The organism is Roseburia sp. AF22-2LB, assembly GCF_003461125.1.
Taxonomy (GTDB): domain Bacteria; phylum Bacillota; class Clostridia; order Lachnospirales; family Lachnospiraceae; genus Roseburia_C; species Roseburia_C amylophila.
Genome location: NZ_QTWM01000002.1, coordinates 166,145 through 191,036 on the forward strand (window position 1 = coordinate 166,145; position 24,892 = coordinate 191,036).

Here is a 24,892-nt window from a genome sequence, read left to right on the forward strand (position 1 = left end):
ATGAAACACATTATTAATATGAAGTAACAGACTAATACAGGGTGATTATTATGGAAAACAAAAATCTTAACAAACTGGGAATAGACATCGGTTCCACAACCGTTAAAATTGCTGTTCTTGGAAAAAATAACGAGCTGCTGTTTGCAGACTATGAAAGACATTTTGCCAATATCCGTGAAACCTTAACGGATTTATTAAAAAAGGCATTTGATAAGCTTGGGAATTTAAAGCTGGCACCGATGATTACCGGTTCCGGCGGACTTACCCTTGCCAAGCATCTTGGCATTCCGTTTGTGCAGGAGGTTATTTCCGTATCTACTGCCTTACAGGACTATGCGCCACAGACTGACGTTGCCATTGAGCTTGGTGGTGAGGATGCCAAAATTATTTATTTTGAAGGTGGTAATGTTGAGCAGCGTATGAATGGTATCTGTGCCGGTGGTACCGGTTCCTTTATTGACCAGATGGCATCTTTGATCCAGACAGATGCATCCGGTCTGAATGAGTATGCCAAAAATTATGATGCCATCTATCCGATTGCTGCACGATGCGGTGTATTTGCAAAAACCGATATCCAGCCATTGATTAATGAAGGTGCTACCAGAGAGGACTTATCTGCTTCTATTTTCCAGGCAGTCGTAAACCAGACCATCAGTGGTCTTGCCTGTGGAAAACCAATCCGTGGTCACGTTGCTTTCTTAGGTGGACCACTGCACTTCCTTTCTGAATTAAAGGAAGCTTTCATCCGTACCTTAAAACTGGATGATGAACACATTATTGCACCGGAAAATTCCCACCTGTTTGCAGCCATTGGTTCTGCATTAAATTATAAAGAAGATGTCACTTACGATTTATCCGATATTTTAGACAAATTGTCTTCTGATATTAAAATGGAATTTGAAGTAGCCCGTATGGAGCCTCTTTTTGCAACCCAGGCTGACTATGACGCCTTTACTGCCCGTCATAACGGACACAATGTAAAGACAGCGGACCTTTCTACTTACAAAGGAAACTGCTATCTTGGAATTGATGCCGGTTCCACCACAACCAAAATTGCACTGGCAGGAGAAGACGGTTCTCTTCTCTATTCTTTCTATAGCAGCAACAACGGAAGTCCTCTGGCTACTGCAATCAAATCCATCAAGGAAATCTATTCCTTATTACCGGCGGATGCACATATTGTACACTCCTGCTCCACCGGTTATGGAGAGGCTTTATTAAAAGCTGCCCTTATGTTGGATGACGGTGAGGTAGAAACCGTTGCCCACTACTATGCAGCGGCATTCTTTGACCCGGATGTAGACTGTATCTTAGACATCGGTGGTCAGGATATGAAATGCATCAAGATTAAGAACCAGACCGTTGACAGTGTTCAGTTAAATGAAGCCTGCTCTTCCGGATGCGGTTCCTTTATCGAGACTTTTGCAAAATCATTAAATTACAGTGTGCAGGATTTTGCCAAAGAAGCTTTATTTGCTGAAAACCCAATTGACCTTGGAACCCGTTGTACCGTATTTATGAATTCCAAGGTAAAACAGGCTCAGAAGGAAGGTGCAAGTGTTGCTGATATTTCCGCCGGTCTTGCTTATTCCGTTATCAAGAATGCTCTTTTCAAGGTTATCAAGCTTTCCGATGCAAAGGATTTAGGTGAGCATATCGTAGTTCAGGGTGGAACCTTCTACAATGATGCGGTACTCCGGAGCTTTGAAAAAATTTCCGGCTGTGAAGCAGTAAGACCTGATATTGCAGGAATCATGGGTGCTTTTGGTGCTGCTTTAATTGCAAGGGAGCGTCATGAGGAAGGTTACCAGACTTCCATGCTTTCCATTGATGAAATCAATGCACTGACCTTTGATACCAAGCTGACCCGCTGTCAGGGATGTACCAACCACTGTCTTTTAACCATCAACCGTTTCTCCGGCAACCGTTCCTACATTACCGGTAACCGTTGTGAACGTGGACTTGGCAAAGAAAAGAATAAAGAAAATATTCCAAACCTTTTTGAATATAAGAATGAACGGCTTTTTGCTTATCCTCCACTGAAGAAAGAAGAAGCCACCCGCGGAACCGTAGGACTTCCGAGAGTATTAAATATGTATGAGAATTACCCATTCTGGGCAACCTTCTTTGCAGCTTTAAAATTTGAAGTAGTACTCTCTCCACAGTCAACCAGAAAGATTTACGAGCTGGGTATTGATTCCATTCCAAGCGAGTCCGAATGTTATCCGGCCAAACTTGCCCACGGTCATGTATCCTGGCTGATTCAGCATCAGGTAGATTTCATTTTCTACCCATGTATTCCTTATGAAAGAAATGAATTCCCGGATTCTAACAATCACTACAACTGCCCAATTGTTACATCCTATGCCGAAAATATCAAGAATAATGTAGATGAAATTACTTCAGGTCAGGTTCGTTTCTTAAATCCGTTTATGGCATTTACCAACCTTGACGTTCTGACCGAGCAGTTAGTACATACCTTTACCGAAGAGTTCTCCATTCCGGCAGAAGAAATCAAAGCTGCCGCGAGAACTGCATGGCAGGAGCTTTCCAATGCCAGAGAGGATATCAAACGCAAGGGCGAAGAAACTTTAGCATATTTAAAAGAGACTGGGAAACGTGGTATTGTACTTGCCGGCCGTCCATATCATGTGGATCCGGAAATCAACCATGGTATTCCGGAACTGATTAATTCCTATGGTCTAGCTGTACTTACAGAGGATTCCGTAGCACATCTCCATGAAGTAGAGCGTCCGCTTATCGTTATGGATCAGTGGATGTATCACTCCAGACTGTATGCTGCAGCAAACTTTGTAAAGACACAGGATAACCTTGATTTAATCCAGTTGAATTCCTTCGGTTGTGGATTAGATGCCGTTACAACAGACTGCGTCAATGACATTCTAAGCAAATCCGGCAAGATTTATACCTGCCTGAAAATCGATGAGGTAAATAACTTAGGGGCTGCAAGAATCCGTATCCGTTCTCTTCTTGCTGCTATCCGTGTCAAAGAAAAACGTCATGAAAAACGTACCATCGTTCCCGCTAACTTTAACCGTGTAGTATTTACCGAAGAGATGCGTGACAGTTACACAATTCTCTGTCCGCAGATGTCACCGATTCATTTCGAACTCTTAGAGCCTGCTTTCCAGGCTGCCGGATATCATCTGGTTGTACTTGATAATGATAACCGCGACTCTGTGGATGTGGGATTAAAATATGTAAATAACGACGCCTGCTACCCTTCCCTTATGGTTGTCGGTCAGATTATGAGTGCTGTTATGTCCGGAAAATATGACATGACAAAGACTGCAATTTTAATCTCACAGACCGGTGGTGGATGTCGTGCCAGCAACTATATCGGATTTATCCGCCGTGCCTTGGAAAAAGCCGGTTATAAAGACGTTCCGGTTATTTCCATCAACTTAAGCGGCTTAGAGAAAAACCCTGGCTTTAAGTTCACACCACAGCTTATCCAGCATGGTCTTTATGCCCTGGAGTTTGGCGATATTTTCATGCGCTGTCTCTACCGCACCAGACCTTATGAGGAAGTACCTGGTTCTGCCAATGCACTTCATGAGAAATGGAAGGAACGTGTCATTGCATTTATTTCCAGGAAGGGCTTTGTCTCCCACCGGAAATACAAGAAGATGTGCCGTGAAATCATCCGTGACTTCGACCGTCTTCCGATGAGAGACATTAAGAAACCTAAGGTTGGTGTCGTCGGTGAGATTCTGGTTAAATTCCTTCCAGCCGCAAATAATTATCTGGTAGACTTACTGGAGTCCGAAGGTGCTGAGGCTGTTGTTCCTGACCTTACCGACTTCCTGCTCTACTGCTTCTATAACCAGAACTTTAAAGCAGAACACCTTGGCATGAGCAGGAAATCCGCAAGAGTCTCAAACCTCGGTATCAGATTCTTCGAATGGCTCCGTTCCGCTGCCCGTGATGAATTTGAAAAGAGTGAACACTTTGATCCGCCTGCCCACATTGAAACACTGGCAAAATATGCTTCTGAGATTGTATCCCAGGGTAACCAGACCGGTGAAGGCTGGTTCTTAACCGGCGAAATGTTAGAGCTGATTCATACCGGGACCAATAATATCGTATGTACACAGCCATTTGCCTGTCTGCCAAACCATGTGGTTGGTAAAGGTGTTATCAAGAAGCTGCGTCACCAGTACCCTCTTTCTAACATCGTGGCTATCGACTATGACCCGGGTGCCAGTGAAGTAAACCAGTTGAACCGTATCAAACTGATGCTCTCTACTGCCAACAAGAACCTTGCAAAGGATTGATTCTTTTATGCAAACAATGACGATTATTGTACCCTGCTATAACGAAGAAGAAGCACTTCCGTATTTTTACGAAGAGATTGCAAAAATCAGGCAACAGCTTACAGAGATTTCTCTTAAGCTGCTGTTTATCAATGATGGCTCAACGGACAATACCCTTGCCATTCTAAAAAAACTTGCTTCTTCCGATAACAGTGTATATTATATTTCCTTTTCCCGTAATTTTGGAAAAGAAGCGGCTATTTATGCCGGTCTGAAAAATTCAACCAGTGATTATACTGCCATTATGGATGCAGATTTACAGGATCCGCCTTCCCTGCTTCCTTCGATGCTTCACGCCATCCGGGAAGAAGGCTATGATTCGGTTGCCACACGACGGGTAAACCGCAAAGGAGAACCGCCTGTCCGCTCTTTCTTTGCCCGGATGTTCTATAAGCTTATCCGCAAAATGTCCGATACAGATATCGTAGATGGTGCCAGAGATTTCCGGTTGATGAACCGTCCTTTTGTGGATGCGTTGTTAGAATTAAATGAATACAACCGCTTTTCCAAGGGGTTATTTGGCTGGGTCGGTTTCCGTACCAAATGGATTGAATTTGAAAATACAGAGCGGATTGCCGGAGAAACCAAATGGTCTTTCTTCCAGTTGGTCCGCTACTCCTTAGACGGAATGATATCCTTCTCTACCGCTCCGTTAAAGCTTGCATCCTTTACCGGAATGTTTATGTGTATCATTTCCTTCCTTGCGATTATCTTTATTATTGTAAGGCAGCTTTTATTCGGCGGCTCCGCTTTCGGCTGGCCGTCCATGGCATGTATCGTTATCTTTATCGGAGGTATCCAGCTTCTGTGCATCGGAATCTTAGGTTCCTACCTTTCCCGCACTTATATGGAGGTCAAAAAACGGCCAATTTATGTCTGCCAGGAAAGCAATTTAAGCCCAGATAAAGCTGTTAAATCTGAATGAAAAAAATGATTAAACAGAAAGTTTATAAACTTTTAAGAAATCCGCAACGTCCAATAAATACTGGTGTTGCGGATTTTTGTTAGCACTCTTTTTTAAAGAGTGCTAATTTTCTATTGACTTTTAAATTTGCAAAGTATAATATTTCTATTAGGATTTGTAGTCTGACACTACAAAATAAAACAAGAAAGTATATAGAGAAAGAAAAGGAGTGTTTTAAATGAGTAATAAACATGGAAATTTATCAATTAGCAGCGATAACATTTTTCCGATTATAAAGAAATGGATGTATTCCGATCATGACATTTTCTATCGTGAACTGATTTCCAATGGCTGTGATGCCATTACCAAATTAAAGAAGCTGGAAATGATGGGAGAATATACCCTTCCAGCCGATTATAAGCCTGAAATCCACGTTATTGTCAACCCGGACGATAAAACCCTTACCTTCATTGATAACGGTCTTGGAATGACCGCTGACGAGGTAGAAGAATATATCAACCAGATTGCCTTCTCCGGTGCTACTGATTTTCTGGAGAAATACAAAGATAAAGCCAATGAAGACCAGATTATCGGTCATTTCGGACTGGGCTTCTATTCCGCTTTCATGGTTGCAGATGAGGTTCACATTGATACCCTTTCTTATAAAGATGGTGCTACTGCTGTTCACTGGGAATGCGATGGCGGCACAGAATTTGATATGAAAGACAGTGACCGTACCGAAGTCGGCACCAAAATTACTCTTTTCTTAAACGAAGATGCTTTGGAATTTGCCAACGAATATCGTGCAAGAGAAGTCATTGAGAAGTACTGCTCTTTCATGCCGGTACCAATCTATCTGACCAAGGCAAATGCCGAGCCACAGTATGAGACTATCCAACCGGAAGATAAATTAGATACCGATACTGTCATTGAAACAATCGTGGAAGAAGCAAAAACTGAAGAAAAAGAAAATGAAAATGGCGAAAAAGAAGTCGTAGAAGTATCTCCAAGAACCGAAAAGCTTAAGATTTTAAAACGTCCGGTTCCATTGAATGATACGAACCCACTGTGGACTAAGACTCCGAGCGAATGTACCGATGAAGAATACAAAGCTTTCTACCGTAAAGTATTTATGGATTATAAAGAGCCTTTATTCTGGATTCACCTGAATATGGACTATCCATTTAACTTAAAAGGTATTCTGTACTTCCCGAAGATTAATACGGAATACGATTCCATCGAAGGAACTATTAAATTATATAATAATCAGGTATTTATCGCAGATAATATTAAGGAAGTGATTCCGGAATTCTTAATGCTCTTAAAGGGCGTGATTGACTGTCCTGACCTTCCGCTTAATGTTTCCCGTAGTGCTCTGCAGAACGATGGCTTTGTAAAGAAGATTTCCGATTACATCAGCAAAAAAGTTGCAGATAAATTAATCGGTATGTGCAAGACCGAAAAAGAAAGCTACGAAAAATACTGGGATGACATCAGCCCATTTATCAAATTCGGCTGCTTAAAAGATACCAAGTTCTGTGACAAGATGAATGATTACATTCTCTTTAAGAACTTAGACGATAAGTACCTTACTCTTCCGGAGCTTCTGAAAGAAGACGAAAAAGCAGAAAAAAATACGGAAGGAAATACCGAAGATACAAAGGCTGAAGATACCGCTTCAGACAATGTGTCTGATGCTGATAAGACCGCTGATACTGCTTCTGACTCAGAAGAAAAGGATGAAAGAAAACCGATTTACTATGTTACCGATCCGGTTCAGCAGGGACAGTATATCAAGATGTTCAAGGAACAGGGCATGGATGCAGTTATCTTAAATCACAATATCGATACCTCCTTCATCAGCCAGTTAGAGCAGCGTAATGAGAAATTCAAATTCATGCGAATCGATGCAGACCTTACCGATTCCCTGAAAGAAGAAAATGCTGAAGAGACTAAAGAGACTGAAGAAACACTGTCCAAAGTATTCAAGGATACTTTAAAGAATGATAAGCTTACGATTAAAGCTGCCAAACTGAAAAATCCCGACATTGCTTCTGTTATTACTCTCTCCGAGGAAGGCAGACGTATGCAGGATATGATGAAAATGTATGCCATGAATGGCATGGGCGGTATGGATACTTCCATGTTTGCGGCAGACCAGACACTGACCTTAAATACCAGTCATCCTCTGGTCCAGTACATCTTAAATCACAAAGATTCCGAGCATGTACCAATGTTCTGTCAGCAGCTTTACGATTTAGCTGTTTTAAGCAACCAGCCATTATCCGTAGATGCTATGACAAAATTCATCCAGCGTAGCAACGATATCATGATGCTGTTGGCAAAATAAAAGTTCAAGAAGAACTACCCAAAAGGGAATCTGATTTTCATCAGATTCCCTTTTATAGTTGCCAGCGGCAGATTCTGTAGATTTTTTCTACTATTGTTCTACTATTGTTCTACTCTTCTAACTGGTAATATTTATCCAGCACTTCAAAAAAACTGTTGGTGGTTATGGTTCCGTCTGTTTTAAGTTCCAGTTCATCCCAGGCTTTTTCATTGAGGCTCGAAGATAAGTCTGCCACAAAAGCATCATATTCGTCATTAAACGCTTCTTTCTCACGCTTTTTAACAATCTTATCCTTATTTGCATCCGTCAGCTCCTGATTGAATTTATTGATGCACTTGATAAAATAATAACCATCCTCTGTCGCAATGCTTTCTGATATTTCATCATCATTTAAGTTAAATGCAATATCCTCTACTTCCTTTGGCATCTCATCTCTTCCAAAGGTAATATCAATCTGGGCAGCCTCATTATAATCTGCTGCTACTGTCCGGAAATCCTCTCCATTTGCCAGTCTGGATGCCACCTCTCCTGCACGGTTCTGATCCTTTACATAAATCTGCTGTGCTTCCATAACCCTTGCTTCATCATCACTGACTTCCTCATTGACACCGGTTGTTAAAGATGTATACACCTTGCTTGCCAGTGCATAATTCTCATAGAGCTTCTCTATGGTTGCCTCACTGACATCCATATAACTTTTTTCCTCTTCATTCAATGACTCATAATATTCTTTTGCAGCCAGCTTCAGATTGGTCTTTTCTTCTTTACTTAAAGTAATTTCCTTCTGCTCTGCCAGCTGGTCCATACAGATTACCCTGGTCATTTCCGATAATGTAACGTCCTTCACATACTGCTCTAAATCATCGGTCTGATACTGCTGTTCCCACAAATCGATTCCATAGACATTTCCATATAGATTCTGGTAGTTACAAAGATATACCTTGGCTTCTGCCAAAGATACCTTTTCATGCTCTATCTTAAAAACTTCATTAGCAGATAAGCCTGTTGTAAATACAATGTCAGTTTTTCCAAGACTGCATCCACCAAGAAATACGGAAATGCTTAAGACCACTGCGGCAATTTTACTCTTTCGTCCCATGAATTTTCTTCCTTTTCTTATTCGAAAACCAATTCTTTGGTATGTTTTTATGCTTCAAGACTCTTTAATATACTTCTTGCCACGCTGATTCCGTTTGCAGATGCCTGCTGTAATCCTCTGGTTACGCTTGCACCATCACCGATGGCACGCAGACCTTTAATGCTGGTTTCAAAATCTTTGCTGACAACAACTTTATTGGAATAGAATTTTACTTCTACACCATAAAGTAATGTTTCATCACTGGCAATACCAGGTGTAACCTTATCCAGTGCCTCTAACATTTCTTCGATATCTACCATAATACGATGTGGAAATACCAGTGATAAATCTCCCGGCACTGCATCCTTTAAAGTTGGAATCAGATTGTTTCTCGCCAGGCGTTCCTCTGTAGTTCTTCTGCCCCGCTTAAAGTCACCAAATGTCTGTACTAAAATTTTGCCATCACAAAGCATGTTGGAAAGCTGTGCAATCTGCTTACCATACTCAATCGGAGTCTTAAATGGCTTGGTAAAGTTCTTGGATACCAGCAATGCAAAGTTGGTATTATTTGTTTTCATATCTTTCGACTTGTAAGCATGTCCATTTACAACCGCAAGTCCGTCATCATAATATTCGGTTGCTACTTCACCGGATGGGTTTGTGCAGAAAGTACGCACTTTATCGTCAAAGGTTGGTGTATGATAAACCAGTTTTGCTTCATAAAGGTTTGTATTTAAGAAATCCATAACCTCATCACGCACTTCCACACGGACACCGATATCAACCGTACCTACCTTGGTTTCAATCTCTTTTTCCTTACAGATATGTGAGAACCAGTCTGCGCCTTCACGTCCTACTGCAGAAATGATTTCTTTCGCATAATATGTATCTCCCTTTTCTGTTACAGCACCGGTTACGGCATTGTTTTCTACCAGAATATCCGCTACCATGGTATTAAAGAGAATCTCCACACCAAGGTCTAACAAATGCTTCTGCAGACGTGCATAAATCTTATATCCTTCTTCTGTTCCAAGATGACGAATCGGACACTCGATTAATTTTAAATTGGCATTGATTGCTTTTCTACGAATCTCACGGATTTCTTTTTCCTTATCCACACCATAGACATTAGTGTCTGCACCGAATTTCAGATAAATATCATCCGATTCTTTAATTAAGGATAATGCTTCTTCATATCCTAAGATTTCCGGCAGATTGCCACCTACATCCGGTGATAATGATAATTTACCATCTGAGAATGCTCCCGCTCCGGCAAATCCTGTTGTAATCGAACACGGCTGACATCCTACGCAGACCTTTGTCTTACGCTTCGGGCACTGGCGTTTCTCAATGCTTCTTCCCTTTTCTATCATGAGAACCTTTAAATCCGGTCTCTTTTCCTTTAATTCATAGGCACAGAAAATTCCGGACGGACCTGCACCGATAATGATTACATCATAGTTATTGCTCATATTTAATACCCCTTTCGTTTACGCTTCTACCACCAGATATCTGCCATCTGGCAGTGAAAATACTTCTTCTGCTTCTTCAATTTCATGATTACTCATTCCGGATACATCCGCACCGCTTTCGTCTAAGAACTGTTTTACTTCTTTGATGCTGTCACAGATAACCGCCATACAGTCCTCTAAAAACGCTTCTGCCTCTTCTAAACTGTCTGCCACATTTTCATCAAATAACTGTGACTGATGCTCCAAAAAGTAATTCAGACATACCTCATCGTATTCCATTTATTCTTTCCTCCTGTTTTAAGAAAATTTATACACATCAATACCTAATTGTTTTAATTCCTGATAAATCCGGGCAATCGGCAGACCTACTACATTGTTGTAATCACCTTCAATTTTTTCGATAAATGCAGCTGCTTTTCCCTGAATTCCATATGCACCTGCTTTATCCATCGGTTCCCCGGTATCTATATAACGGTTCAGTTCCTCATCTGTAACCGGATACATGGTTACTTTCGTACATTCATAAAAACTGTATTGCACTTTCTTTCCATCCTCCCGCATCCAGAGCGAAACTCCGGTATAAACTTCATGGATACTTCCGGAAAGTCCTTTTAACATTGTAAATGCATCCTCCCGGTTCTTCGGTTTACCCAGCACTTTGCCATCCTTTACCACGACGGTATCTGCTCCGATTACCAGACTGTCCTGTTCTCCTACTTTGGCTTCTATCATCTTCTCATAAATCTCTCCCGCTTTCTGCTTCGCCAGATTCATGACAATCTCAGAAGGCGTATCTCCCACCTGCGTTTCTTCTCCCTGTGCCGGAAATACCAGAAAGGTAAGTCCAAGCTGCTCTAAAAGTTCTTTTCTTCGTGGGGAAGCTGATGCTAAAATTATTTTCACGTTTTTTCTCCTTGTGTTCCAGTATATTATAAGTGAGTGGATGAAACGGTTAATAGAAAAGTTTTTACGTCTAAAGGCATTTGCTTTAACCTTTGAAATGCCGAAGTTCTAAGGCATATGTTTTCCTTTTTTCTATAAATACAGTCTTTCCAATGTTTGACAGACACATTGCACGGTTCGCTGCCTGCGGATACATGAATAGGCTTGTTAGGGGCACTTAGAATTTCGTCTGCAACCAGGCAACGCTGGTACAGGGATGTGTACCAGCGAGGCACAGATGAACACGGATGTGAATTTGTGCCGGTTGCCAGACGAAGTTCATATATTAGCCGAAATTCTTAGTGCCCCTTACAGGCGTATGCGGTATCCGCAGACAACGGACAGTGCGACGTGTCGGTCCAAGCAACGGAAAGACAGTTTATCATCAAGGAAAATATACGCCTAAGAACTGCTGGTATTTCAAAGAAACTAAAACAAATGCTCTTCATACGCAAAAACTTTTCCTATTAACACTTTCCCTCCCATCACTTATGACACCTTATACTTCAATTGCCTGATTCAACCGGAAGGAATAAAGATACTTCTCCTTCACCGGAAGCGGAAATATCCGTTCTAACGCTTCTGCATATAAATCCAGCTGTTCTTTATACATATCCCGCAGCCTTGTGGCACTATCTACCCGGTCTGTCTTATAATCAAGCAGTACAATTCCATCTTCTTCCACCCAGAAAACATCTATGATTCCCTGGATTAAAACCATCTCTTCTTCCATCTCATGATTTCCCATGACAAACGGCTTCTCGCGGAACAAATCATCCCGCATTGCAGCTGCTTTCATACGGGGTGCAAGCTGCGATTTTAAGAATAATTCCACGGATGGTATACGGATTAATTTTTGCATATCCTCAGATACTTTACCTATTTGTACCAGTCCTGTCAACTGCTTTTTTATATTCTCTGCAAATTCATCGGAACGATCCGGCATTTTCGTAAAATCATAGCATTCCATCAGACGATGCATTGCTGTTCCACGCAGTGCTCCCTGATTTACTTCTGCTTTTCCTTCCATAAATGCCGGAACATATGGGGTAGATACTTCTTCTAAGAATTTCGGTGTAACATCCTCTTCTTCCTTTGCTGCAAGCTCCCTCATTGCCCGGTGTTTTAATTCCGATACAGAATATTTTGTCACCAGATGAATGGCATCCGGGTGCGGATACTGATAGGATAATTGTTCCTTTATCTTTTCATACAAAGTATCCGAAACTTCCTCCGCCTGCTGCACACGCTGCCTCAATGACACATGTTCTGTTATCTGATGCGCCGCCTCGTCCTCTAACATGCTCCATGGTGTCACATAGGAAACCTTGTCCCAGCTGCCACTGGCGGCTGCCGCCGGAAGAATCCACTCCAAGAAGGTCTTTGCTTCTGCCCGCTCTTTAAAATTAAGTGCTTTTCGGTTACTTCCGCAATAAATTTCTCTTATCTGCTGCAGCATTTCTTCATCCTTGATATAACCGGTTATAATTAATTTTTCTTTGGCTCTTGTAAATGCCACATATAAGACACGAAGCTCCTCGCCAAGGCTTTCTAATTCTGTCTGCCTTGCAATTACCTTCTTAAAAAATGCAGGTACTTTTATCCTCCGGTCTTCCTCTATAATATCAAGTCCAACACCAAGGTTCGGATGCAGAATCATCTTGCTGCGGCTGTCCTGCTTATTAAAGGATTTGCCCATTCCACTGACAAAGCAGACCGGAAATTCCAGTCCTTTACTCTTGTGGATACTCATAATATTTACGGCATCCTCATTTTCTCCCACAAGCTCTGCTTCCCCAAAGTCCACATCATACTTCTGCAGCTCATCAATATATCTTATGAAATGATAAAGTCCGCGATAACTGGTTTTCTCATAGGCAATGGCTTTTTCTGACAGCATATGAAGATTTGCAAGTCTCTGTCTACCCGCCGGCAATGCCGATGCATACCTGGCATATCCCGTTTCCTTCAATACCTTCTGCAGCAGTTCGTGCATTGGTATATCCATGGTCTGTCTACGAAGTTTTTTATATGTTTCGGAAAAACGTTTTAATTTTGCCCGCATGTCTTCATCCGCTGTTGATTCTTTTTCTGTCAGCTCTTCTTCCGCTTCCAAAAACATCTTTACGCACTGATGATACGGCTTGTCCTCTGCCAGTAACCGGAGTCTTGCAAGCTGCTCATCGGAAAGACCTGCCATTGGGGATTTTAATACTGCTGCCAGTGGAATATCCTGTCTTGGATTATCTAATATCCTAAGATAATTTAATACCGTCCTGATTTCTAATGTGGAAAAATATCCGGTTCTTGAAACCGTATGTGCCGGAATTCCATTGGCATTTAAAACCTCTGCAAAAAGGTCCGCCCATTCACTTAAACTACGCAGTAAAATTACAATATCGCCATAGCGGACTTTCCGGAATTCTCCGGTTTCTTCGTCTACCACCTCTTCTTTGCCTACCATCTTCCGAATCCGGTCTGCAATTAATTTTGCTTCCAGTTCCTGTTTTGAAATCTGCTGTTTTGTTCCCTCTTCCAGTTCCTGTGTAGTTGTAAGAAGAATCTCACTGTCAAAAGCATCCTCTTTCTCGCCCGCCGGATAATCTGCACCACAATACAATGCCGCCTCATCGGTATAATCCACACCGCCAAGATTCCGTTTCATAATCTGATAGAAAATATCATTGGTAAAAGTAAGCACGCTGTCTCTGCTTCGAAAGTTCTTATGCAGATCAATCCGCTGGCAGGGTGCATCTGTTGTCTCATAAGTATCAAACTTTTCCATGAAAAGCTCCGGTCTCGCCAGACGGAAACGATAAATACTCTGTTTTACATCTCCTACCATAAAAAGATTATTCTGTCCGACCACTTCTCTTGAAATTGCCCGGAGAATCGTCTCCTGCACATAGTTGCTGTCCTGATACTCATCAATCATAATTTCTTCATAGGCATTTTGAAATTCCTTTGCAGTCTCCGTTGGTTTCCCGGTCTCTTCCTCTACCAATATCTCTAATGCAAAATGCTCAAGGTCTGAGAAATCCACCAGATTCTTATCCTGCTTTCTTTCTGCGAAAGCATCGATAAAACGCTCCGTCACTTCAGCTAACGCTTCTGCTGATGGCTGCACCAGAGTGAGCTGCTCTAAGATTTCCTGAAAATTAAGGGCAAAGCAGTCACTTTTTAACTTTCCGATTCCATCCTTAAGCTTCTTACGTTCTGTCTTTACCTGCTCCTGCTTTTCCGGACTTCCGATATAATCCTTTGCCCTGCCTAATGTTGCAAATTTACATTTTCCTAATTCTTCATAAAAATCCTGATAAGTACTGCAGGAAAGCAATTCCTCCATCAGCTCTACATCCTGCTCACAGGCTTCCTCATACATATAGGGGCCATCGACATCCTGACAAAGTTCATGATAATGCTCTGCCTGCTCTAAATAGCCCTTTACCATCTGCTTCCCATATTCTACCGTCATTTCAATAAAAGGCGCCTGTTCTAATTCCTGCTCTGTTTTTATCTCATAGCAGCTTAACGCTTCCCGAAGCCACTGCTTCGGCCATGGATAACTCTGTGCATAGGAATAAAGTTTAAAAATCATATCCCGCACCGGTGCATCACTTCTACTGGTTCCATAACAGGAAATGAGATGCAAAAAACCCGGATGTTTTCCTTCATAACACTGTTCAAACAATCCGGTCATTACATCTTCCCGAAGAAGCTTTAACTCGCCTTCATCTCCAATCCTGAAATTCGGCTCCAGACCGATTTCATGAAAATGATTCCGAAGCACATAAAGGCAGAAACTGTCTATGGTAGTAATCTGCGCATTCTGCACCAGTGCAGCCTGCTGCTGTAATCTCACATCGGAAGGATTCTCCTGCAATGCCTTTTCCAAGGCTTTTGCTACACGCTCTTTCATCTGGGCTGCCGCCGCATTGGTGAAGGTTACCACCAGAAGATGGTCAATATCTACCGGATGCTTCTTATCCAATACCAGCTCTTTGATTCTCTCTACCAGTACGGCTGTCTTTCCGGAACCTGCTGCCGCAGACACTAAGATATTACGGTTTCTTAAATCAATGACCTGCTGCTGTTCTTTTGTCCATGTCATTCCCATTTCTTAAAAAACCTCCTTCATGCGTTCATAGATTTCCTCGGAAGATAATTCTTCCAACCGCCTTACTTCATATCCCGGAATCTTTTTATCAAATCCACAGACCGCAGCATATGGACAATAATCACAGCTGCTCCGGTTCTTTAATAGATACGGATTCACCTCTGTATTTCCCTTTAAAATAGCATTTCCAGCTTCTGCAATCCGATAGCTGGCATAATCCGCAATCAGCCTAAATTCTTCCTTGTCCACAGCCTTATCGCTCTTTCGCACCGTTCCGTCCTTATTTACAGAAATCGGAAGGACATTGGATTTACCGGAAAGTTCCACATCCATGGCACGGTAAATATCATCCTCTGTATTTACCACTCCATCCAGACGTAAATTTTCCAATATCTTTCTTCGAATCTCTTCTTCAGATTCACTACCGGTTCCTTCCACCATCGGATCATCAATATGATAGTAGAACATACCTGCCGGCACTATCTCTTTTGCCGGATTTTGCTTTGCAAATAATTCCATGGCTGCATTCATATAAACCACAAGCTGAAGCTTCAGGCCATGGTACAGAGATAGCAGTTCAAAACCGGTATTACCGGATTTATAATCAATAATCTTTACATATAACTTATCTTTGTCTTCATAAGTATCAATACGGTCAATTCTTCCCTGGAGCCGCATATGCTCTTCTTCACTGAGTTTAAAATTCACTGCATTTAAATCATCCGCATAGGAAAATCCCACCTCAAACTGCGATGGTTCAAATTTTCCCTGACGAATCTGGCTGGTCAGTGCCCAGATGGTCCGTGCAAAAATCTTTTTCATCTTTGCTACCTGATAACGGTTTGCCGCTGTATCTGCCATGGCTGCATTTCCACTGGAAGCAATTGCTTCTTCCATTGCCCGCTCCATAAGCTGTTTTTGTGCTTCTTCTGTAATATCAAACCAGCTATAGGATGATTCTTTCAGATACCGGCTATAATTTTCCAATGCCTGATGATAGATATTTCCCATATCCGCCATACGGAATTCAAAGAGTTCCCGTTCCTGTAAACGCAGTCCATAAGTCAGGAAATGGGCACAGGCACAGGCTGCATACTGTTCCAACCGCGTAACACTGTTCTTTAACTCATTTCCATAAAGAGCCTTTGCCACAGTTCGGCTGATTGGCTCTGCATGATATTTAAGCTCTGCTGCATCAAGAATAGCTTTTACCTGCTCCCGATATGCCGGTTCCTCTTCATACCAGTGCAGCAAAGCCTGCCAGAGTACTTCCTTCTCATCATTCCACCCGGCATCTTCCTGATACAGTCCCTCTAACAGAAATGCCATGCTGCTCTCCGGTGTTACCAGTGTTTCATCAACCTGTTCTCCCGTTATCAGCTCTGCTTTTAACCCCGGGAACAGTCCCTCAATCATATGAATAAAATAGGACGGGCGCTTTGCACTTCCATCACTGCCTACCCTTGCATAGGTAAGATAAAGTTTTTTCGATGGCTTTGTCACTGCAAGATAAAGGTAAAAACGCTGGATAAAAACACGTTCCCTTGCTGTAGGAGCCAGTTCCATATGATTTTTCGCAAGTTCTTCTCTTTCCAGCTGGGAAATGATGCCGCCACGATTATCGGATTTTGGCACAATACCATCATTGACTCCCACGATAAATAATACTTTTATATCATCAAGACGGGTTCTTTCGATATCACCAATCATCACGCAGTCATAGCCACCCGGAATCACGCCTACTTTGGCAGCTTCAAAGCCAGCCTCTAAGACCTTGGCATATTCGGATATGTCCATGACTTCATCACCCAGAAGCGTTGCCATCTTATCCAAAATATCCATTACAATGCGATAAATCTGTGCATATTCCTTTGCCTTGGCTAAGTCCTTCGCCTCTTTATACTGATTCTCCCGGTATTTTAACTGCTGCTCTATCTGTAAGGACACAATAAACTGATAGAGTGCTGTCGTGCATTCCCGTACGGTAGCACCTTTTTTATGAAATACAGCCGCCAATTCCGAAAATGGCTCCATTACACGGATCCGGAGTTCATTTAAAGCTTCTAAATCTTCTTCCGCAACCTCATGGGTGGTATAAATAAATCTTGCCTCCCATTTTTTCTTTCCACGGATGCCTGCTGCCAGTACATAATTTTCCAACAGGTCAATCTCATCCTCACTGATTTGGGATAATCCACAGCGCAGATAACGGAACATTGCTTCCTCCGAAAAATTGTCCTCGATTACCTGCAAAAGAGACCGGACAAATTCCAAAAATGGATGCAGTAAAATATTTTTCGTTGTATCTAAGAAAAACGGAATGCCAAACTCCTCCATAATCTGCGGCACATAGCTTCCATACTCTTCTATGGCACCGGAAATAATGGCAAAATCCCGGTAGCGGTATGCTCCGGTATGCACCAGCCTTGCAATCTCTTCTGCTGCATACTGCAGTTCTCTTCTTGGATTTGGCAGGGATAAAATCTCTATGCCTTCTTTGATTTCTTTCTCATCCTTCTTTTCGTAGCTATGATGTCTGGTACGAAACAGATTCTGCTCTAAGAACCGTAGTACCGGTGCCTCCCGGAACCGGTCAGCTTTGGGATTCTTTAATACCACCGGCTCTGTTACTTCAAAATGCTTCTCTTCCGCCATTTTCATTAGGCTGGCTACCGTCTTCTTACTCATGGCAAACAGCTCCTGCATATCATGATAAGAATAAATATCCTCTGCCGGGTCAATGGTTACTGTCACATATATATCTGATACAATTCCCATCAGGCGGTACAGCACGTTATTCTGAATCGGTGTAAATCCGGTAAATCCATCGAAAACCAGCACGGCATCCTGTAAAAGCTTTGATTCCTCTGCCATATCACAGAAGGCTTCTAAAACTTCTTCAGCAGTAATATACATCCCGGAAATTGCACTTCGAAAACCCCGGTACATGGTCAGGATATCCTGCAGTTTATAGGAAAATGCCGGTGGCATATTCTGTTCTTCAATAAATGTTTCCAAAGTATCCGGATCGATATTATACTGTGTCAGCTCTGATATCAGGGACTTCACTTCACTGATATATCCCATCTTTTTCATATTTCCCTGCATGACACATAAATCATCCATCCGCTCTTCGGCAACCTTACGCAATACAAGGTTTTTCCCGGTCTCCTCTAAAACTGCCATATTCGTCTTTCCTAATTCGTCGAAAATACGATATGCCAGTCGCTGGAAGCTGACCACATCTATATTCATAATACTGTTTTTTTCCTGTAACCGAACAAGTTCACGCTGCGTCTGCATCGTGAACTGTTCCGGTACTACTACATAATAATTTTTCTTTAAATTCTTCTGAGCTTCTTTGACTGTTTTGCGGAATACATAGCCTGACTTTCCGCTTCCAGCACTGCCCAGCACAAATTGCAGTGCCATATCAGATTCCTCCTACTGATTCTCCTACCAAAAGTTCCCCATTGATAATCACACGCTCCACCAGCGTTGTCTTAGGCTGCTCGATTCTCTGTACCAGACGTTTTACGGCCTCTTCCCCAATCTTTCTGGTATTCTGCCGTATAGTCGTAATCTTTGGACTCATCATCTGGGATACTTTTGTTCCATCAAAACCTGCAATAGAAATATCATCCGGTACTTTAAGTCCCATTTCATCAATTACATTAATCCCACCAATTAATGCTGTATCATCCGGGTAGAGAATACAGGTCGGCGGGTCAGGCAGATTTAAAAGTTCCCTGGTTGCCTTTGCCACAAGCCTGGTATCTAAATATTCTCCTTCCTTTAAGTAGTCATCCGGAACATTCAGATTAAAGCTCTCCATTGTCTGGAAAAAGCTGGTCAGACGATCTCTGGTAACAGCCGAATGTTTTTCCCCATAAATGTATGCAATTTTCCGGTGTCCCTTGGAATAAATATAACGTACCAGTTCATTCATCCCTTTTACATTATTAGAAGAAACAACCGTGCAGTTGTGATATACATAATCCACAGTAACAATCGGAATATTACTCTGCAAAAGTTCCTGTACCTCCGGTTCATCAAACCTGGCACACACAATTCCAACTCCGTCAAAATTCCGGTATTTGCAGTGTTCAAGATATGACATCTTATGATTCACATGCTCATTATTAATAAAAGTGATATCATAGCCTAATTCTTCCGCCTTTTCTTTAAATCCATTTAAGATGCCAGAGAAATATTCATGGGTAAGCCCTCTTCCGGCCTCCTCTTTAAAAAGTACTCCTAAGTTATAAGAACGGTTCGTCTTTAATGCCCTTGCTGCCGCATTCGGAAAATACCCCATCTCCTGTGCTGCTTCTTTAATCCGTATCCTGGTCTTCTCTCCAATATCGCTATGTCCATTCAACGCTTTACTTACTGTTGCCGTTGAGACACCACAACGCTTCGCTACGTCCTTTAATGAAACCATTTCTTTCCTCCTGTTTTATCCCCGTATCCACTCTTCTGCAGATACTATAGCTCAATTCCGACTGCCTCTTTTGCCAGCCGGTCTGCTTCTTCATTTCCTTCTACTCCTGAGTGCCCTTTTACTTTTACAAAATGAAGTGTAATTTTATCCTTTATGCCCTGAATATAGTCATAATAAGCAATGGTCCCTTTCTTATTCCGTTTCCATGCTCCTGTTGCCCACATTTCAATACCCATATAGTCATAATATATCGTAAGCTCTGCCAGTCCAAGTTCCACTGCCTTCTCAATGGCAGCCATGCTTCCTAATACTTCTCCTGCCACATTATGCATGGATACCATTTCTTCTTCCGATCCTGAGCCCTGCAGCACTTCTTTTTTCCCATCTGCCATCAGAAAGCCGCCATATCCGTATACCTTAGTTGCAATATTATAAGAGCCATCCACAAAGGCATAATTTTCCGGCTCTTTTTCTACTGTCTGCTGCTTCTGACCGATATATTCTTCTGCCGCTTCCCTTGTTGGAAAGCTTTTAAATTCTGCTCCCGGAAAACCATCGGTCTGCTGCTTACACATATCCCAGCTCATATAAATACCCGGTTTCTTTCCTTTTCGGACTGCATAAAACTTTGCTGCCATTCTTCTTCCTCTTACTATCTTTTATTTCTGTGAATTTTCTTCTTTTCTTAACTTACATCATTAGCTCTATTTTACCATTTTTCCCTTCGAATGGCTAGGACAAGCTTAGGATTCGTAACGATATTTTCCAAAGAAATGATTGTATACTGCAATTACTCTTCCCACTCCAAGTACTGACAATAGTGTACCGGCTCCAATCCCGATAATTTCTCCCTTTATAATAAGTCCAGCGATACAGGTTATCGTAACGTTACACACATCAAAGCAGTTTTTGGTAAACCCTACCGACTTTCCGGTAAAGTCTGCAATTGCCTGTACAATTCCATCTCCCGGATTTGGTATGATACGCATATTTAAAGACATTGCGGCTCCTACACCTGTCAATATGATTGCCAGTATCAAAAGCATCAAACGTGCCGGAACGCTGCCCCAGAATGTACCTGCACAGTCTTTGGCATATTCAGGAACGAATCTTGCAAAAAGGTTCATAAACCGGGTAAATACAATACTAAGTGGTATCTGCAGAATATCCAAAAACAGGCGTTTTACATATTCTCCTTTTTTGCGCCGGATGGTATGTAATATCATTTCTATCAATACAAAAATGCTATATAAAATCAGCGTCATATTGCCCAAATTCATTCCACTGATTACCGATACACTGTATGCTACCGAAATAATCGGAGATACGCCAAGTCCCGTCTTGGTATTTAATATAATTCCCATGGCAAGTAACAGTAATCCTGCCACATATACGATTCCTCTGTTTATTTTCTTTTGCAACTTCTCTTCCTCTTTTCTTTTATCATAAAATAGTTCTTACTCTACACTTTCAGAAAACAAATCCCGGTAATCCTCCGGCATAAAACGATGATAGATGATATGGCAGCCTTCGTCCTTAAAGCAATAATAATAGGAATCCTCTCCGCTTTCAAAATAAATGAGATAGTCAAAATCCTCTGTCTCAATTTTCTCAAAATGTATCTTCTCGCCGGTTCCTAAGAACAGCTTATGGATGTCCTCTATGGTGCAAGGATGTGTCTGCAGCAGAGCCACCAGCTTTTTAATAAAAGAATTTCCACTTCTTTTTTCATGCACATATTCTGCACCTTCTTCCGGCACTACAAAACAAAAGCGGTCCTTGTTTCTGCTGATTTCTACTCTGCCAAGCCGTATTCCTGCTGCTTCATAAAATTCTTTTTCCAATTCTTCCGTTGATTTTCCACCCACTTCTTCTCCTAAGAAATGTTTTAAGGAACTTAAAGGATAATATAACCGGATTTTTTCTTTCCGGTATCCAAGCTTTACCTGCTCCTCCTGTATGAAATCCATAATTCCTTTTTCTAATCTGCTATAATCCATTGTATGCTCCTTTAAACGTGGAAAAACAGAACCACCTTTCGACGATTCTGTTTCATGCTGATACAAAGTAAGCTTTGCCCACTTTGCTCAGTTTCTATTCTGCATTGATATACTCATAATCCCGGTCTAACTCAATTGCCACACTTCCATCATTGATTGTGCCATCATATGTATGTGCTTCATCTGTTCCAAGACCCTTTACAATTCCATTTTCATATTCTTCTGCGGTACGCTGTGTCTGTAATACGAACAGCAGTCCCTTATATTCTGCCGGTGCTGTTACTTTATAAGTCTCTTTTATTTCATAGTAAGTCACCATCGGATACTCACTGCCATCCTCTACCATCCAGTCACCAAATGTTGTCTCTGTATCTTCTGTGGCTGCCACCTGATATGTTGTGCCGGCACAAGCCACTTCTGCCATCATAGCCATGGAACTGTCTGTTGCAGCTACATGCTGCGGCAACACCATTCCGGTAGTTGCATCCACGAGGCTGATGTCTTCATATTCGATATAAGCTTCTGCATCCGTCTGTATGCCATTCCACGGAATCTTTGCAGATAAAGTAACCGTATAAACTGTATTTCCTTCTTCGTCTGCCTCAGTACGATTCCAGCTTATCTCATACTCCGCCTGATTTAAATGATTGGTAAAATCAGATGCCTGCACAAAGGTCTCACCATCCATGGTTCCTGCCATATTGTATACATTGACATTTTTTATCACAGCGGTATTCTCTTCGGTTTCCATTTTGTGCTGATACATACCGGATAAAACATACCAGGTATCTTCCTTAAGATTTCCCTGTGCCTCTGTCTCCGTCTCTGTGGCATGGAGCCCTTCCACTGCTTCTGTTTCTGTATTTCCTGCTGCTTCCTTGTCTGTATCTTTCTCCTTTGGTCCGCATCCATCCAGCATTCCTAATACGACAATGCAAATCAAAGCTGCCGCCCATATTTTCTTCTTCATTTCCTGCTCCTTCACTCTATCCATAACACAATATATTCATTCTTATCCCCGCATGCGATTGGTTGCACACGGACTTTACGATTATACCGTAGATGAAGGGGAAGTGCAAGGAGTTAATAGAAAGATAATTGTGGTATATACTCTGTAGTTATATTTAGCAAAAAACAGCCACCAATCGTTAGATTTGAAACCTAACTTTTGGTGGTGGCACACAATAACCTCTCCTGTATTACTTTTATATTATTCTTTATAAATTATTCCAATATATTCCCATAATAATTTTGGGCTAACTTAAAAATCGTATTGAGATGATTCTTTCCCTTCATAACTACCATTTGGGATTGTTTTCTTAAATGCAACTCCAATCGGCAAAATCCCCCTTATTATTCCCTGCCGAATAAACTGCTGGTCTTTTCCCATTAGTTTAGCAACTTCTATAATAGGAACATTCTTACCTGAAAACTCTGGAAGAATATAATAGATTTTATTATTAAACTTATTAGTTTGCTCCTGTGTTTCCTGTTCCATATGTGCTCACCTCATCTATATATTCTACTTCTTCAAATAGTATTTCCAATTGAATTTCTCCCTTTTTACAAAAGTGTGTCTGATGCATACTAACTCATTTTTATTCGCTTTCCCACACTTTTATTCATTTTCTATTCATTTCTTACTAATGGGTATTCTTTTTTACTCTAAGTTGTCGTGCAATTTATTAAATTTGAATTTTGAAAAAGCCAGCACCTTGAATGGACTGGCTCTTTCAATGTCTCCTGTAATTGACAAACTTGAATTTATCTATTAACTCTCTTAACTTTCCCCTATTTTCAAGGCTTCCCGCCATTGAAAATTCTATATATGTATCCTTTTCCCTTGTTTTTGCCCTTATGGGATAATTACAAGGGAAAATTCATTATTCAGTTGTTTAATCGTTGCCTGCCACTTTATCAAGAAGTCTTGCGGAAGTCCGCTTTGCTTCCCTTGTAGCATGGGCGTAGACATTCATGGTGGTACTCACGTCTGAGTGTCCTAACAGTTCCTGCACATCCTTAGGCTGAGCCCCGTTGGATAAGAGGTTTGTCGTGTAGGTATGCCTCAGTGTGTGGAAATGGAAACCTTCAAGCTCCGGTACTTTTCTTCCTGCTGTCCGGCAGGCTGTTTCTATGGTTGCCGGAAGTTCCAGACAACCATCCTCCCTTAAGCATACAAGGAAGATTTCGGTGTAATCTTCCGGCACATTCTCTGTCATTCCCAAATGATAATACTCGTAATGCACCCGATTCTTTTCCATTACTTCTCTGTAAAAATTCCGCTGGTAGAGTTCCCCATAATGAAAACGGTTTTTGTGCTGTTCCTTTTTTGCATTCCTCAAAATATCTGCGAGGGTATCGCCAAAGTCAACAACCCTGATCTTTTTCCACTTTGTCGGACCGATTTCGTGCTTATGGGTAGCACCATTGTAGCGGATGCTCCTGCGTACAGTGAGATACTGTTCTTCAAGGTTGATATCCTGCCATGTCAGACCTGCTACCTCTCCAAGTCTGAGACCTGTAAAGTATGCTATCTGAACCGGAAGAATCGCATCCCCACTTCGTTTTCCAAGCTGTTCAATCAGTTTCCGGTACATTTCAAAGGAAAGCGGTTTAACCTTGTCTCTGTCTGTGGCTGTTTCATCCGCAAACAAATCCGTTTCTTCCTTTTTATGCCTCATCACCACATACTGCATTGGATTGAAGGTAATAAACTGTTTCGGAAATACCGCAAACCGGAATGACTGTTGCAATACTGCTGAAAATGACCTTACATAATCAATGGAATATCCTTTTGATATAAAATCTCCCACAGTGCCTCCAAATGAGAGCAAATCCATAAACTCCTGCAGGTGTACCGAAGTCACCGTTTTCAGTTTCCTTTTGCTGATAGGGTGTTGTTTGATTCTCCCAATTGTCTGAAGATAATTGCCAACCGTTCCATTACTCAATGTGCCTGTCTTTAATTCTTCCTCAGCCCACAGGTCAAGCAACTCTCCGAGTGTGATGTTTTCAGCCTTTGCAACAAACCGCTTGGCTTCATAATCCTCCATTGCCTGCCTCAACAGCTTTTCCGTTTCGCTTTTGTTTTCCGTACCTGCAAATTCCTTCTGCACCAGATTACCGCTTGCATCTTCCACATAGAAGCGGTAGTACCATTTCTTGCCTTTCTTTCTTACAGAACCTTTTGCCATAATCGTTACTCCTTTCGATATCGACAATCGGAACTGATGAAATGCTTTCTGCGT

At 41.7% G+C, this 24,892-nt stretch carries 16 protein-coding genes; 3 read left to right on the plus strand and 13 right to left on the minus strand.

Annotation, left to right across the window (positions count from 1 at the left end; all coding sequences use genetic code 11):
- Positions 1 to 50: 50 nt before the first annotated feature.
- From DWX96_RS03415 to htpG, 3 genes are all read left to right on the plus strand, one after another.
- Entirely contained in the window at positions 51 to 4,298 is a 4,248-nt protein-coding gene (locus DWX96_RS03415) for a 2-hydroxyacyl-CoA dehydratase (protein ID WP_118056800.1), read from the plus strand.
- 7 nt (positions 4,299 to 4,305) lie between these two features.
- The gene (locus DWX96_RS03420; RefSeq protein WP_118056801.1) at positions 4,306 to 5,262 is read left to right on the plus strand and encodes a glycosyltransferase family 2 protein; all 957 of its coding nucleotides are present in this window, start codon (positions 4,306 to 4,308) and stop codon (positions 5,260 to 5,262) included.
- Positions 5,263 to 5,479: 217 nt separating this feature from the next.
- Positions 5,480 to 7,591 carry a molecular chaperone HtpG gene (htpG, locus tag DWX96_RS03425; RefSeq protein ID WP_118056802.1) on the plus strand — a complete coding sequence of 704 codons (2,112 nt, stop codon included), beginning with the start codon at positions 5,480 to 5,482 and terminating at the stop codon, positions 7,589 to 7,591.
- Positions 7,592 to 7,700: 109 nt separating this feature from the next.
- Here htpG and DWX96_RS03430 read toward each other — a convergent pair whose 3' ends face one another.
- The 13 genes from DWX96_RS03430 to DWX96_RS03490 form a co-directional block, all read right to left on the minus strand.
- Entirely contained in the window at positions 7,701 to 8,690 is a 990-nt protein-coding gene (locus DWX96_RS03430; protein WP_118056803.1) for a peptidylprolyl isomerase, read from the minus strand.
- Between the two features lie 47 nt (positions 8,691 to 8,737).
- A complete protein-coding gene (locus tag DWX96_RS03435) occupies positions 8,738 to 10,141 on the minus strand; it encodes an NAD(P)/FAD-dependent oxidoreductase (protein ID WP_118056804.1) in 1,404 nt (467 codons plus the stop codon).
- An 18-nt stretch (positions 10,142 to 10,159) separates the two neighbouring features.
- On the minus strand, positions 10,160 to 10,420 hold the full coding sequence (locus DWX96_RS03440) for a hypothetical protein (protein WP_022243115.1): 261 nt from the start codon (positions 10,418 to 10,420) through the stop codon (positions 10,160 to 10,162).
- 18 nt (positions 10,421 to 10,438) lie between these two features.
- Complete coding sequence (locus tag DWX96_RS03445; RefSeq protein WP_118056805.1) at positions 10,439 to 11,044, minus strand: Maf family protein; 606 nt, start codon at positions 11,042 to 11,044, stop codon at positions 10,439 to 10,441.
- A gap of 538 nt (positions 11,045 to 11,582) precedes the next feature.
- Positions 11,583 to 15,200 (minus strand): helicase-exonuclease AddAB subunit AddA, encoded by a 3,618-nt coding sequence (gene addA / locus DWX96_RS03450; RefSeq protein WP_118056806.1) that lies wholly within the window; start codon positions 15,198 to 15,200, stop codon positions 11,583 to 11,585.
- Between the two features lie 3 nt (positions 15,201 to 15,203).
- Positions 15,204 to 18,632 carry a helicase-exonuclease AddAB subunit AddB gene (gene addB, locus DWX96_RS03455; protein ID WP_118056807.1) on the minus strand — a complete coding sequence of 1,143 codons (3,429 nt, stop codon included), beginning with the start codon at positions 18,630 to 18,632 and terminating at the stop codon, positions 15,204 to 15,206.
- A gap of 1 nt (position 18,633) precedes the next feature.
- On the minus strand, positions 18,634 to 19,644 hold the full coding sequence (locus tag DWX96_RS03460; protein WP_117947624.1) for a LacI family DNA-binding transcriptional regulator: 1,011 nt from the start codon (positions 19,642 to 19,644) through the stop codon (positions 18,634 to 18,636).
- Positions 19,645 to 19,688: 44 nt separating this feature from the next.
- Positions 19,689 to 20,282, minus strand: a complete 594-nt coding sequence (locus DWX96_RS03465) for a ribonuclease H1 domain-containing protein (RefSeq protein WP_118082910.1) — start codon at positions 20,280 to 20,282, stop codon at positions 19,689 to 19,691.
- Positions 20,283 to 20,387: 105 nt separating this feature from the next.
- Positions 20,388 to 21,065, minus strand: a complete 678-nt coding sequence (locus DWX96_RS03470) for a DUF6198 family protein (RefSeq protein WP_255415045.1) — start codon at positions 21,063 to 21,065, stop codon at positions 20,388 to 20,390.
- 36 nt (positions 21,066 to 21,101) lie between these two features.
- Positions 21,102 to 21,644, minus strand: a complete 543-nt coding sequence (locus tag DWX96_RS03475) for a DUF3877 family protein (RefSeq protein WP_118056809.1) — start codon at positions 21,642 to 21,644, stop codon at positions 21,102 to 21,104.
- 94 nt (positions 21,645 to 21,738) lie between these two features.
- Positions 21,739 to 22,614: a hypothetical protein gene (locus tag DWX96_RS03480; RefSeq protein WP_117699317.1), complete on the minus strand. Its 876-nt coding sequence runs from the start codon at positions 22,612 to 22,614 to the stop codon at positions 21,739 to 21,741.
- A 291-nt stretch (positions 22,615 to 22,905) separates the two neighbouring features.
- Entirely contained in the window at positions 22,906 to 23,142 is a 237-nt protein-coding gene (locus DWX96_RS03485) for a hypothetical protein (RefSeq protein ID WP_117699318.1), read from the minus strand.
- 397 nt (positions 23,143 to 23,539) lie between these two features.
- Positions 23,540 to 24,838: a tyrosine-type recombinase/integrase gene (locus tag DWX96_RS03490; RefSeq protein WP_118056810.1), complete on the minus strand. Its 1,299-nt coding sequence runs from the start codon at positions 24,836 to 24,838 to the stop codon at positions 23,540 to 23,542.
- Positions 24,839 to 24,892 lie beyond the last annotated feature (54 nt).

What these genes read in the sequence shown, in the direction of transcription:
- DWX96_RS03415 (WP_118056800.1), top strand. Translation starts at nt 51, where the DNA reads ATGGAAAACAAAAATCTTAACAAACTGGGAATAGACATCGGTTCCACA.
- DWX96_RS03420 (WP_118056801.1), top strand. Translation starts at nt 4,306, where the DNA reads ATGCAAACAATGACGATTATTGTACCCTGCTATAACGAAGAAGAAGCA.
- htpG (WP_118056802.1), top strand. Translation starts at nt 5,480, where the DNA reads ATGAGTAATAAACATGGAAATTTATCAATTAGCAGCGATAACATTTTT.
- DWX96_RS03430 (WP_118056803.1), bottom strand. Translation starts at nt 8,690, where the DNA reads ATGGGACGAAAGAGTAAAATTGCCGCAGTGGTCTTAAGCATTTCCGTA.
- DWX96_RS03435 (WP_118056804.1), bottom strand. Translation starts at nt 10,141, where the DNA reads ATGAGCAATAACTATGATGTAATCATTATCGGTGCAGGTCCGTCCGGA.
- DWX96_RS03440 (WP_022243115.1), bottom strand. Translation starts at nt 10,420, where the DNA reads ATGGAATACGATGAGGTATGTCTGAATTACTTTTTGGAGCATCAGTCA.
- addA (WP_118056806.1), bottom strand. Translation starts at nt 15,200, where the DNA reads ATGGGAATGACATGGACAAAAGAACAGCAGCAGGTCATTGATTTAAGA.
- addB (WP_118056807.1), bottom strand. Translation starts at nt 18,632, where the DNA reads ATGGCACTGCAATTTGTGCTGGGCAGTGCTGGAAGCGGAAAGTCAGGC.
- DWX96_RS03460 (WP_117947624.1), bottom strand. Translation starts at nt 19,644, where the DNA reads ATGGTTTCATTAAAGGACGTAGCGAAGCGTTGTGGTGTCTCAACGGCA.
- DWX96_RS03465 (WP_118082910.1), bottom strand. Translation starts at nt 20,282, where the DNA reads ATGGCAGCAAAGTTTTATGCAGTCCGAAAAGGAAAGAAACCGGGTATT.
- DWX96_RS03475 (WP_118056809.1), bottom strand. Translation starts at nt 21,644, where the DNA reads ATGGATTATAGCAGATTAGAAAAAGGAATTATGGATTTCATACAGGAG.
- DWX96_RS03480 (WP_117699317.1), bottom strand. Translation starts at nt 22,614, where the DNA reads ATGAAGAAGAAAATATGGGCGGCAGCTTTGATTTGCATTGTCGTATTA.
- DWX96_RS03485 (WP_117699318.1), bottom strand. Translation starts at nt 23,142, where the DNA reads ATGGAACAGGAAACACAGGAGCAAACTAATAAGTTTAATAATAAAATC.
- DWX96_RS03490 (WP_118056810.1), bottom strand. Translation starts at nt 24,838, where the DNA reads ATGGCAAAAGGTTCTGTAAGAAAGAAAGGCAAGAAATGGTACTACCGC.